Raw genomic sequence first — 12606 nt, 5'->3', positions numbered from 1 at the left:
GTGACTTCCTCCTCCTCGTCCACCAGCGCACCGCTCACGCTAGAAGTGCGCAATCTGCGCACGCAATTCATCACGCGCGCCGGAACGCTCCCCGCCGTTGACGACGTCTCGTTCTCGCTACCGCCGGGTCACATCATGGGGCTCGTTGGCGAGTCCGGCTCGGGCAAGTCGGTGACCGGTTTCTCGATCATGGGACTGGTCGATGCGCCGGGTCGCATCGTTGGCGGTGAAGTGTTGTTCCAGGGCCGTGACCTCACGAAGATGTCGGCCGCCGAATTGCGTCACCTGCAAGGCAATCGCATCGCGATGATCTTTCAGGATCCGATGATGACGCTCAACCCCGTGCTGCGCGTCGACGTGCAGATGATCGAGGCGGTGCGCGCGCATCAGAAGGTGTCGAAGTCGCAGGCGCGCGATCTCGCACGCGATACGCTCGGCATGATGGGCATTCCCAGCCCGGACGAGCGTCTGCGCGCATATCCGCATCAACTCTCGGGCGGCATGCGCCAACGTGTGGCGATTGCCATCGCCATGCTGCATCGCCCGGATCTGATCATCGCGGACGAACCGACCACGGCGCTCGACGTCACGATTCAGGCCCAGATCCTCTCCGAAGTGCAGAAGCTGGCGCGTCAGAACGGCACCGCGCTCATCTGGATTACGCACGATCTGTCGGTCGTAGCAGGCCTGGCCGATACGCTCGCCGTGATGTATGCGGGACGCATCGTCGAACAGGGCGCGGTCGACGCGGTCCTCGACGCACCACAGCACCCCTACACCGCAGGCCTCATCGGCAGCTTGCCAAGTCTGAACAAGCGTGGCCAGCGTCTGCGGCAAATTCCCGGCATGACGCCGAATCTGACGAACATGCCAGCGGGATGCGCATTCGCGTCGCGCTGCGCCTACGCAACGGCGGTCTGTGGCGAGCGTCCCGAGATGACGCAGACCTCGCCGGGTCGCCTCGTGCGTTGCTTCCACCCGGGCGCTGCGCTGCAAAAGGAGATGGTATGAATACGCCGCTGCCGCAAAGTCAGCCGGCCACCGCCGGTTTCGGCAAGTCGGTCAGTCCCAGCGCCACGCTGCCTGCGCCTATCGTGGCGCTGCGCGGGGTGAGCAAGCGTTTCGGCGAGCGTCACGTCGGCCCTGCCGGACGTCTGCTGCAGCGCGCCGGTCTCGCGCATCCGCCGGCCGTCGTGCGTGCGGTCGATAACGTCGATCTTATCGTCAAGCCCGGAGAAGTGGTCGGTCTCGTGGGTGAGTCGGGCTGCGGCAAGTCCACGCTCGGACGCATGCTCGCGGGTTTGCTCAAGCCGTCTTCCGGCGAAGTGCAGATTCACGGACGGCCCGCAGAGGCATTGTCGGCGGACGAGCAACGCGATGCGCGTCTGAAGATTCAGATGATCTTTCAGGATCCGTACGCGAGTCTGAACCCTCGACTGCGTATCGACCGCATCGTCGGCGAAGGCGCGCTCGTGCATGGGCTGACAGATCGTGCCGGTTTCGACGACTACGTGAGCGCACAGCTACAACGCGCCGGTCTCGATCCTGCGCTGCGTCACCGTTATCCGCACCAGTTCAGCGGCGGACAGCGTCAGCGTATCGGCATCGCCCGCGCGTTGGCGGTGAATCCCGATCTGCTCGTGTGCGACGAAGCGGTCGCCGCGCTCGATGTCTCGATTCAGGCGCAGATTCTGAATCTGTTCATGGACCTGCGCGAGCAACTGCGTCTGACGTATGTGTTCATTAGCCATGATCTCGGCGTGGTCGAGCATCTCTCGGATCGCGTGGTGATCATGTACCTCGGACGCATCGTCGAGAGCGCGCCGGTCGAAGAAGTCTTCCGCCGTCCGAACCATCCGTACACGCAGGCGCTGCTCGCCGAGATTCCGCGCATCGATGTGCGTCACAAGACGTTCTCCGCGATTCGCGGCGAAATCCCGAGCCCGATTGCACCGCCCAGTGGCTGTCACTTCCATCCGCGCTGTCCGCACGCCATGCCGCGTTGCCGCACGGAGGTGCCGACACTGCGCGGTGTGGCCATCAATCACGTCAGTGCGTGTCATCTGAACGACAACTGACCCGCATTCACCGAAAGCTCTTCTTAACGAATCACCAACGACCAGGATCGATTGATAATGAAACGCTTCTTGTTGTCCTCTCTGGCGGCTGCCCTGCTCGTGACGAGCGCAGCGGCCTCCGCCCAAGCCAATTCCTCGACGCTGCGTATCGCCTTTGCCGACCCGCTCTCGTCGCTCGACCCGCAGTTGAACAACCACGCGGGTGACCGCTCGGTGGATCTGCATTTCTGGGATCTGCTCGTCGAGAACAAGTGGAACAAGCTCCAGCCGGGCCTCGCCGTGTCGTGGAAGGCGCTCGACTCGAAGACGTGGGAATTCAAGCTGCGTCCGAACGTGAAGTGGCACGACGGCCAACCGTTCACGGCCGCCGACGTCATCTACTCGTACCAACGCGCGCGTAACGTGCCGGGCAGCGTGGCGACTTTTGCTGGCTACCTGCGCACCATCGACACGATGAGCGCGCCGGACCCGCTCACGCTCGTCGTCAAGACGAAGATTCCGAACCCGGACCTGCCGCTGAACCTCGCGTCGGTGCACATCGTCAGCAAGCACGTGGGCGAAAAGTCGAATACCGACGACTACAACGCGGGACGCGCCATGGTCGGCACCGGCCCGTTCAAGTACGTCTCGTACACGCCGGGCGACCGCGTGGAGATGGTGCGCAACGACAACTACTGGGCGGGTAAATCGGAGTGGGAGAAGGTCGACTATCGCTACATCAATAATGGTGCAGCACGTACGGCTGCGCTGCTGGCCGGTGACGTCGACGTGATCGACAAGGTCCCGGCGTCGGACATCCCGCGCCTGAAGAAAGCGCCGAACGTGACCGTCTACCCGTATCCGGGTCTGCGCGTGATGCTGCTGCAACCGAGCTTCCGTGAAGGCACCAACCAGTACATCACCGACAACGCTGGCAAGCCGCTCGCGAAGAACCCGCTGCTCGACGTGCGTGTGCGCCGCGCGCTGTCGCTCGCCATCAGCCGTGAAGCGATCGTCTCGCGCATCATGCAAGGCACGGCCAGCGTGGCCAACCAGTGGATGCCGAAGGACACCTTCGGCTACAACCCGGACGTGAAGGACATTCCGTTCGATGCCGCACAAGCCAAGAAGCTGCTGGCCGAAGCGGGTTTCCCGGAAGGCTTCAAGCTGACCATGCACGTGCCGAACGACCGCTACCCGCAAGGGCCGGAGACGGCGCAGGCCGTGGCGCAGTTCTGGACGCGTATCGGCGTGAAGACACAAGTGGAAGTGGTGCCTTGGGCCGTGTATTCGAGCCGTGCGAACAAGAACGAGTACGCCATGACGATGTTGGCATGGGGTAACGGCACGGGCGAAGCGAGCTACGCGCTCGTGAACGTACTGGCGACGGTCGACGCAAAGAAGGGGCTGGGCGCGTCGAACTGGGGTCACTACAGCAACCCGGCCATTGACAAGGCACTCGACGCCTCGACGGCCGAGTTCGACGAAGGCAAGCGTGAAGCGATCCTGCGTCAGTCGGTGAAGGTCGAGACGGACGACGTCGGCACGATCCCGCTGTACCACTACCAGAACATCTGGGCCGCACGTAAGGGTCTGAAGGTCACGCCGTTCACGAGCGATCGCACCGTCGCGATGCAAGTGACCAAGGCCGCGAAGTAAGGCGTCGACGCGTTATGACGTCATCGATGACCTCATCTCTCATACTGACGGCGACGCCCGCTGACGCGCTGATCGACGTGCCGCGTCATCTGGTGGTGCGCGGCGCAACGCCCGGCGCTCAGGTCACGCTCACCGCCCGCACGGCGCGGGCGGGTGGCGTGGTCTGGCATGCGCAGGCGACGTTCGTGGCCGATGCCGACGGCACGGTCGACGTATCGCGCGACGCCCCCGTCAGCGGCAGCTACCAGGGCGTGTCCGCGATGGGCCTTGTCTGGTCGCAAGTGCCGGAAGACGGCAAGAGTCGCGACGTCTTTGCGCAACCGGTCATCGCTCCGCTCGTGACGACGGTAGTGGCGCAAGCGGTCGACGGCTCGCTGCGCTCGTCGGTGTCGTTCACGCAACGACTCGCCGCCGAAGGCGTGACGCGACGCGATGTGCGTGAAGACGGACTCGTCGGCACGCTGTATCTGCCGCCGGGTGAAGGGCCGCATCCCGCCGTCATGATCCTCAACGGGTCCGGTGGCGGGATCAACGAGCCGCGCGCCGCGTTGTATGCGTCGCATGGTTACGCGGCATTCGCCCTCGGCTACTTCAAGGGACCGGGGCTGCCCGACTACATCTCCAATACGCCGCTCGAATACTTCAAGCAGGGCATGGACTGGTTGCGCCGGACGGTACGCCCGGCCCATGACTTCGTCGCCCTCTCGGGGCAATCGCGGGGTGGCGAGTTGGTGCTACTGCTTGGTGCGACCTTCCCTGAGGCCGTCTCTGCGGTGATCGGCTACGTACCGAGTGCGCTGATCCACAGCGCGCAGAATGCTTGCGATCCGGCCATCGGTCGCGAAGGTCCGACCTGGCTGCTCGACGGCAAGCCGTTGCCGCACATCTGGGAAAACAACCGGACGGCGTCCTGGGCGCCCTTCGACGAAGGCCCACCGCCTCATCGTCACGCCAAGGCCATGCTGACGGCGCTTGACGATGCGGATGCCGTCGAGCGTGCACGCATCCCCGTCGAGAAAATTCTCGGACCGGTGATGTTGCTCTCAGCGCAGGACGATGGTTCGTGGCCGTCGAGTCTCTATTCGCGAATGGTGACGCAGCGGCTTGCAGCGCATGCGCATCCGCACGTCGTCGAGCATCTCGACTTCGACCGGGCAGGGCACGCCATCGTGTTCCCGTTTGTACCGACCACGCAGCTCGTCTACGCCCATCCCGTCTCAGGCAAGATCAGCACCGGCGGCGGCGAGCCGGAGGCCAACGCGATCGCCGACGAGCGTTCGTGGGCTGCGGTGCAGGCGTTCCTCGCGCAGGCTGTGGCCGAGCGCGCTCATTCACAAGGACAATCATGACCGTCAACACTCAATACGACATCGCCAACGATCTCGTCGACCGCGTCGCGGGACTGACGCAGGGGACGGCGACGCATACGCTGCGTCATGCGCGCGATAAGGTGGCCGTCGCCACGCAGGGCAGCTACGACGGGCTGTTCGATCCGGCGCTCGAAGGCCTCTCGCTCGTGGAGCGCTTGCTCGTCGGGCTGTACGCGAGTCGCCTGACGCCCTCGCCGGCGCTCGCTGCGCACTATCGCGTCGAGTTGAGCAAGCATGATGTCGATGCAGCGCAGTTGAAGGCCGCAGAATCCGGGTCGCCCGACGATGTGACGGATGCGCGTCTGCACGCGATTCTGACATTCACGCGCACGCTGATCGAGAACCCGGTGGCGGGGGATAAGGAAGCACTGCACAAGCTGCCGGCAGCGGGATTGACGACACCGGCCGTCGTTGCATTGGCACAGCTGATTGCGTTCCTGTCGTATCAGACGCGTCTGGTAGCAGGACTGCAAGCACTCAAACAACTGGCTCCGCAGGAGGTGACGGCATGAGCGAAATCATCCGTTCGCATGGATTTACCAACGAGTCGCTCGACTGGGACGCCTGGCTTGATGTGGTCGAACTCGACAAGGCGACGCCGGAGCAGGTAGCGGTGCTGGAAGAGAGTCATCCGAAAGCGAAGACGTCGGATTATTACCTCTTCCTCGTGCATCAACCCGAGATCCTTCGTCAACGTTCTGCGGCGTTTAACGCCATCATGTACGCGCCGGGCGGTATGCCACGCGCTGAGCGCGAGCTGTCGACGACCGTCGTCTCGCGGATCAATGGATGCGTGTATTGTGCATCGGTGCATGCGCAGCGATTCGAGCAGTTGGCGAAACGTAACGACGTCATTCGCGAAGTGTTTGACGAACCGCGCACTGCGGGGACGACGGATCGTGAAAAGGCGATTGCGCAGTTCTCGATTGCGCTGACGGAGACGCCTGGCGATGTGCGCCCGGCACAATTGCAGGCGTTGCGCGACGTCGGCCTGACCGATGCGGAGATCCTGGACCTGATCCACTCCATTGCCATCTTCGCGTGGGCCAACCGTCTGATGCTGAATCTCGGCGAACCGGTGTTCCCGGAGACAGTGGCGGCGGTCTGATATAGCGGTGGGTAACATCCGCGGCAGAAGGACAAAACCACTCCATTGCCATCTTCGCGTGGGCCAACCGTCTAATGCTGAATCTGGGCGAACCGGTGTTCCCGGAGGTGGTGGCGGCGGTCTGATATAGCGTGGGTAATCTGCGGCAGAAATACAAAACGCGCTGTCCGATGGGCAGCGCGTTTTCTTTTGGCCGTAAGAATGTGAGCGGTCGGTGTGGGCTAAGGTGTCTGGACTTAAACAAGAACTCAGCGATGAAGCGTCTGCACTTTCACGTCAAACCGATCGCCCCGACGAACTAATGTCCTGGGGTGCGCTAAGGAAAGTGCATTGGCCTCAAGCGAGCCAGGCGGAACAGCAGCAAGAGACCGAAGATTTGCTATTCCGTAAGTCGCTTCTTCATGTTCGTCTTCTTCTCCGAAAACGAACTTTACTAGACTTCGGCTGGCCCTGTTTGCAGGGGGCATGTCACTTTCTCGAAAGCATTTACGTTAGCCCTTTGTCGCGACGTATGGGTGTCGCGCGCGCCTTGTGTACGTCGATCGAGCAGTGCGGTGTCTTGCAGGGATGTGAGGAATTTGCGCAGGACTAACGCTGCCCAAAGGCTGGATGAGTTGTTCAACTCACTCCGATGAACCCGGCGTGCTTGGCCGGACGATAGCGACGCCTCCGAACGGTTGATGGAGAGAGGGCAGAGATCGATGGAGGGGAACCGCGCACCATTCCTCAAGCGAGCCAGGGGAGCATCAGCAAGAGACCGAAGATTTGCTGTCGCAATCAGAGCGTTACTTAGGGGTCGTCGCCGTGTCGCCTGACGCAGACGCCATAAGATTTGCCGAGGCGTCCATGCGACGCGATTACGTCAACGGCTGCGACAAATCCCCTGACCTGGCTTGACGAAAACCGAACGCGTCGTTTTCTTCAAGAAGCGTTGCCGCACTCGCAATACACGAGTGGGATAGATTAAGAGCGGTGGATGCCCGAGTGCGCTCAAAGCGAGTGCTACAAAGCGAGCGCTACAAAGCAAAAACCCCTTGCTACTGCTGTAGCAAGGGGTTTTTAAGGGGAGCCTGACGATTACCTACTTTCACACGGGTATCCGCACTATCATCGGCGTGGAGTCGTTTCACGGTCCTGTTCGGGATGGGAAGGGGTGGTTCCAACTCGCTATGGTCATCAGGCTTAACTTGTATGTTCTGCTGACCTGAGGTCAACAAAACCAATTCGGAAGAAGCGTAGTACAACAAATATTGTGGGTTGTGAGTGTATCGGCACAGCGATACTCACACCAGGAAAAACACACTGGTTATAGGATCAAGCCTTACGGGCAATTAGTATCAGTTAGCTTAACGCATTACTGCGCTTCCACACCTGACCTATCAACGTCCTGGTCTTGAACGACCCTTCAAAGGAATCGAGTTCCTAGGGAAGTCTCATCTTAAGGCGAGTTTCCCGCTTAGATGCTTTCAGCGGTTATCTCTTCCGAACATAGCTACCCGGCGATGCCACTGGCGTGACAACCGGTACACCAGAGGTTCGTCCACTCCGGTCCTCTCGTACTAGGAGCAGCCCCCTTCAAACTTCCAACGCCCACGGCAGATAGGGACCAAACTGTCTCACGACGTTTTAAACCCAGCTCACGTACCTCTTTAAATGGCGAACAGCCATACCCTTGGGACCGGCTACAGCCCCAGGATGAGATGAGCCGACATCGAGGTGCCAAACACCGCCGTCGATATGAACTCTTGGGCGGTATCAGCCTGTTATCCCCAGAGTACCTTTTATCCGTTGAGCGATGGCCCTTCCATACAGAACCACCGGATCACTATGACCTGCTTTCGCACCTGCTCGACTTGTCAGTCTCGCAGTTAAGCACGCTTTTGCCATTGCACTATCAGCACGATTTCCGACCGTACCTAGCGTACCTTCGTACTCCTCCGTTATACTTTGGGAGGAGACCGCCCCAGTCAAACTGCCTACCATGCACTGTCCCCGATCCGGATTACGGACCTAGGTTAGAACCTCAAACAAGCCAGGGTGGTATTTCAAGGACGGCTCCACAGAAACTAGCGTTCCTGCTTCAAAGCCTCCCACCTATCCTACACAGACCGGTTCAAAGTCCAATGCAAAGCTACAGTAAAGGTTCATGGGGTCTTTCCGTCTAGCCGCGGGTAGATTGCATCATCACAAACACTTCAACTTCGCTGAGTCTCGGGAGGAGACAGTGTGGCCATCGTTACGCCATTCGTGCAGGTCGGAACTTACCCGACAAGGAATTTCGCTACCTTAGGACCGTTATAGTTACGGCCGCCGTTTACCGGGACTTCAATCAAGAGCTTGCACCCCATCATTTAATCTTCCGGCACCGGGCAGGCGTCACACCCTATACGTCCACTTTCGTGTTTGCAGAGTGCTGTGTTTTTATTAAACAGTCGCAGCCACCAGTTTATTGCAACCCCTTCACCCTTCTGGCGCAGGCCAGTCAAGCTACAAGGGCGTACCTTATCCCGAAGTTACGGTACCAATTTGCCGAGTTCCTTCTCCCGAGTTCTCTCAAGCGCCTTAGAATACTCATCTCGCCCACCTGTGTCGGTTTGCGGTACGGTCTCGTATGACTGAAGCTTAGAGGCTTTTCTTGGAACCACTTCCAATTGCTTCGCGAACAAGTTCGCTCGCCCCACAGCCTTGAATTACGCGCCCGGATTTGCCTAAGCGCCTTCTCCACTGCAGGGACCGGGACTTCCAACACCCGGACAACCTTCCGCGATCCGTCCCCCCATCGCATCATACGACGGTGCAGGAATATTAACCTGCTTCCCATCAGCTACGCATCTCTGCCTCGCCTTAGGGGCCGACTCACCCTACGCCGATGAACGTTGCGTAGGAAACCTTGGGCTTACGGCGAGGGGGCCTTTCACCCCCTTTATCGCTACTCATGTCAGCATTCGCACTTCTGATACCTCCAGCATCCTTTACAAGACACCTTCACAGGCTTACAGAACGCTCTCCTACCATGCGAGCAAGCTCGCATCCGCAGCTTCGGTATATTGCTTAGCCCCGTTACATCTTCCGCGCAGGACGACTCGATCAGTGAGCTATTACGCTTTCTTTAAAGGGTGGCTGCTTCTAAGCCAACCTCCTGACTGTTTTAGCCTTCCCACTTCGTTTCCCACTTAGCAATATTTAGGGACCTTAGCTGGCGGTCTGGGTTGTTTCCCTCTTGACACCGGACGTTAGCACCCGATGTCTGTCTCCCGTGATTGCACTCTTCGGTATTCGGAGTTTGCTATGGCGAGGTAATCCGCAATGGACCCCTCAACCATGACAGTGCTCTACCCCGAAGGTGATACACGAGGCACTACCTAAATAGTTTTCGGAGAGAACCAGCTATTTCCAAGTTTGTTTAGCCTTTCACCCCTATCCACAGCTCATCCCCTAACTTTTCAACGTTAGTGGGTTCGGTCCTCCAGTACGTGTTACCGCACCTTCAACCTGGCCATGGATAGATCACTTGGTTTCGGGTCTACACCCAGCGACTGAACGCCCTATTCGGACTCGCTTTCGCTACGCCTTCCCTATTCGGTTAAGCTCGCCACTGAATGTAAGTCGCTGACCCATTATACAAAAGGTACGCCGTCACCCCTTACGAGGCTCCGACTGTTTGTATGCATGCGGTTTCAGGATCTATTTCACTCCCCTCCCGGGGTTCTTTTCGCCTTTCCCTCACGGTACTGGTTCACTATCGGTCGATTACGAGTATTTAGCCTTGGAGGATGGTCCCCCCATCTTCAGACAGGATTTCACGTGTCCCGCCCTACTTTTCTCAAGCTTAGTTCCACACCAGGGTTTTCTCATACGGGGCTATCACCCACTATGGCCGGACTTTCCATTCCGTTTTGATAACACCGGTGCTAAATCTTGAAGGCTGGTCCCATTTCGCTCGCCACTACTTTGGGAATCTCGGTTGATTTCTTTTCCTGCAGCTACTTAGATGTTTCAGTTCGCCGCGTTCGCTTCGCTAGACCTATGTATTCAGTCTAGGATGACCTAAAAGGCCGGGTTTCCCCATTCGGACATTTGTGGATCAATGCTTATTTGCCAGCTCCCCACAACTTTTCGCAGGCTATCGCGTCCTTCATCGCCTGTAATCGCCAAGGCATCCACCACATGCACTTATTCGCTTGACCCTATAACGAGTGCGTCTTTCGACACATTCTTCATAGGTTGAGTATTAGCGTTGTGCCGTATTCCAAGTCATCTTTCGATCACTTAAATACTGGTTGATACAATCACAACCCGTACAATTTCCACGCGCCATCTCTAACGCGCTTCCGTTGTACTACTTCTTCTTCCAAATTGTTAAAGAACATAAACTGCATGACATTGCTGTCATTCAAAAGCACTCACTTAGCTTGTAATTCATCACAGGGGATTTACTACAGACGTAAAGCGCTTTTGACTGACATCGATGTGATCTAAGGTTTTTGGTGGAGGATGACGGGATCGAACCGACGACCCCCTGCTTGCAAAGCAGGTGCTCTCCCAGCTGAGCTAATCCCCCAATCAAGCCGACTTACCACCACTTGAGTCTGTCACGCAGTGGTTAAAAGCTTGGTGGGTCTAGATGGACTCGAACCATCGACCCCCGCCTTATCAAGACGGTGCTCTAACCAACTGAGCTATAGACCCGACTTAGATCTACGCAGTCAACAACCGATAAGCGTGAACACTCAACTTCCAGTGCATGCTCTAGAAAGGAGGTGATCCAGCCGCAGGTTCCCCTACGGCTACCTTGTTACGACTTCACCCCAGTCATGAATCCTGCCGTGGTAAGCGCCCTCCTTACGGTTAGGCTACCTACTTCTGGCAAAACCCACTCCCATGGTGTGACGGGCGGTGTGTACAAGACCCGGGAACGTATTCACCGCGACATGCTGATCCGCGATTACTAGCGATTCCAGCTTCACGCAGTCGAGTTGCAGACTGCGATCCGGACTACGATCGGTTTTCTGGGGTTAGCTCCACCTCGCGGTTTGGCAGCCCTCTGTACCGACCATTGTATGACGTGTGAAGCCCTACCCATAAGGGCCATGAGGACTTGACGTCATCCCCACCTTCCTCCGGTTTGTCACCGGCAGTCTCCTTAGAGTGCTCTTGCGTAGCAACTAAGGACAAGGGTTGCGCTCGTTGCGGGACTTAACCCAACATCTCACGACACGAGCTGACGACAGCCATGCAGCACCTGTGTTACGGTTCTCTTTCGAGCACATCCGCCTCTCAGCAGACTTCCGTACATGTCAAGGGTAGGTAAGGTTTTTCGCGTTGCATCGAATTAATCCACATCATCCACCGCTTGTGCGGGTCCCCGTCAATTCCTTTGAGTTTTAATCTTGCGACCGTACTCCCCAGGCGGTCAACTTCACGCGTTAGCTACGTTACTAAGGAAATGAATCCCCAACAACTAGTTGACATCGTTTAGGGCGTGGACTACCAGGGTATCTAATCCTGTTTGCTCCCCACGCTTTCGTGCATGAGCGTCAGTATTGGCCCAGGGGGCTGCCTTCGCCATCGGTATTCCTCCACATCTCTACGCATTTCACTGCTACACGTGGAATTCTACCCCCCTCTGCCATACTCTAGCCTTGCAGTCACGAATGCAGTTCCCAGGTTGAGCCCGGGGATTTCACATCCGTCTTACAAAACCGCCTGCGCACGCTTTACGCCCAGTAATTCCGATTAACGCTCGCACCCTACGTATTACCGCGGCTGCTGGCACGTAGTTAGCCGGTGCTTATTCTTCCGGTACCGTCATCCCCCGAGGTATTAACCCAGAGGATTTCTTTCCGGACAAAAGTGCTTTACAACCCGAAGGCCTTCTTCACACACGCGGCATTGCTGGATCAGGCTTTCGCCCATTGTCCAAAATTCCCCACTGCTGCCTCCCGTAGGAGTCTGGGCCGTGTCTCAGTCCCAGTGTGGCTGGTCGTCCTCTCAGACCAGCTACAGATCGTCGCCTTGGTAAGCTTTTACCCCACCAACTAGCTAATCTGATATCGGCCGCTCTTGTAGCGCGAGGCCCGAAGGTCCCCCGCTTTCCTCCTCAGAGCGTATGCGGTATTAATCCGGCTTTCGCCGAGCTATCCCCCACTACAAGGTACGTTCCGATATATTACTCACCCGTTCGCCACTCGCCACCAGGTGCAAGCACCCGTGCTGCCGTTCGACTTGCATGTGTAAGGCATGCCGCCAGCGTTCAATCTGAGCCAGGATCAAACTCTTCAGTTTAAACCTGTTACTGTTTTCGGTTTTTCGTGATAAATCACTAGAACCGGTCGCTCTCAAAGTATGCTGACAAGTTAATTACTTAACTTACCTATTACTATGTGAGCCTCAATAAATTTAAAGCTTATCT

Annotated in this window: 5 protein-coding genes, 2 tRNA genes, 3 rRNA genes and 1 pseudogene; 6 read left to right on the top strand and 5 right to left on the bottom strand. The window is 57.9% G+C overall.

Annotated elements, in window-relative coordinates:
* The 6 genes and pseudogenes from NA29_RS05240 (at position 1) to NA29_RS26550 (ending at position 6786) form a co-directional block, all read left to right on the top strand.
* Positions 1-1011: an ABC transporter ATP-binding protein gene (locus NA29_RS05240; protein WP_224786856.1), complete on the top strand. Its 1011-nt coding sequence runs from the start codon at positions 1-3 to the stop codon at positions 1009-1011.
* 68 nt (positions 1012-1079) lie between these two features.
* Positions 1080-2078 (top strand): ABC transporter ATP-binding protein, encoded by a 999-nt coding sequence (locus NA29_RS05235; RefSeq protein ID WP_039402426.1) that lies wholly within the window; start codon positions 1080-1082, stop codon positions 2076-2078.
* 57 nt (positions 2079-2135) lie between these two features.
* Complete coding sequence (locus NA29_RS05230; protein WP_039396439.1) at positions 2136-3716, top strand: ABC transporter substrate-binding protein; 1581 nt, start codon at positions 2136-2138, stop codon at positions 3714-3716.
* 14 nt (positions 3717-3730) lie between these two features.
* Positions 3731-5598 (top strand): annotated as a pseudogene (locus NA29_RS05225) (acyl-CoA thioester hydrolase/BAAT C-terminal domain-containing protein).
* A complete protein-coding gene (locus NA29_RS05215) occupies positions 5595-6194 on the top strand; it encodes a peroxidase-related enzyme (RefSeq protein ID WP_039396433.1) in 600 nt (199 codons plus the stop codon). The pseudogene NA29_RS05225 and the gene NA29_RS05215 overlap by 4 nt, the downstream one beginning before the upstream one ends.
* A 301-nt stretch (positions 6195-6495) precedes the next feature.
* Positions 6496-6786 (top strand): GNAT family N-acetyltransferase, encoded by a 291-nt coding sequence (locus NA29_RS26550; RefSeq protein ID WP_167370916.1) that lies wholly within the window; start codon positions 6496-6498, stop codon positions 6784-6786.
* Positions 6787-7262: 476 nt separating this feature from the next.
* On the opposite strand, the gene rrf is transcribed toward NA29_RS26550, so the two are convergent.
* The 5 genes from rrf to NA29_RS05185 all read right to left on the bottom strand — a co-directional run bounded on the left by rrf (position 7263) and on the right by NA29_RS05185 (position 12479).
* A 5S ribosomal RNA gene (gene rrf / locus NA29_RS05205) occupies positions 7263-7375 on the bottom strand.
* Between the two features lie 129 nt (positions 7376-7504).
* Positions 7505-10381 (bottom strand): 23S ribosomal RNA (locus NA29_RS05200).
* Positions 10382-10679: 298 nt separating this feature from the next.
* A tRNA-Ala gene (locus NA29_RS05195) sits at positions 10680-10755 on the bottom strand.
* A 51-nt stretch (positions 10756-10806) separates the two neighbouring features.
* Positions 10807-10883: transfer RNA gene (locus NA29_RS05190), tRNA-Ile, on the bottom strand.
* Between the two features lie 64 nt (positions 10884-10947).
* A 16S ribosomal RNA gene (locus NA29_RS05185) occupies positions 10948-12479 on the bottom strand.
* The 16S, 23S and 5S rRNA genes sit together here with 2 tRNA genes alongside, the layout of an rRNA operon.
* Between the last annotated feature and the right edge of the window lie 127 nt (positions 12480-12606).

It is taken from the genome of Pandoraea sputorum (assembly GCF_000814845.2).
Taxonomy (GTDB): domain Bacteria; phylum Pseudomonadota; class Gammaproteobacteria; order Burkholderiales; family Burkholderiaceae; genus Pandoraea; species Pandoraea sputorum.
Note: the sequence above shows the minus strand (reverse complement) of the source record. Positions and strands in the feature narration are given on the sequence as shown.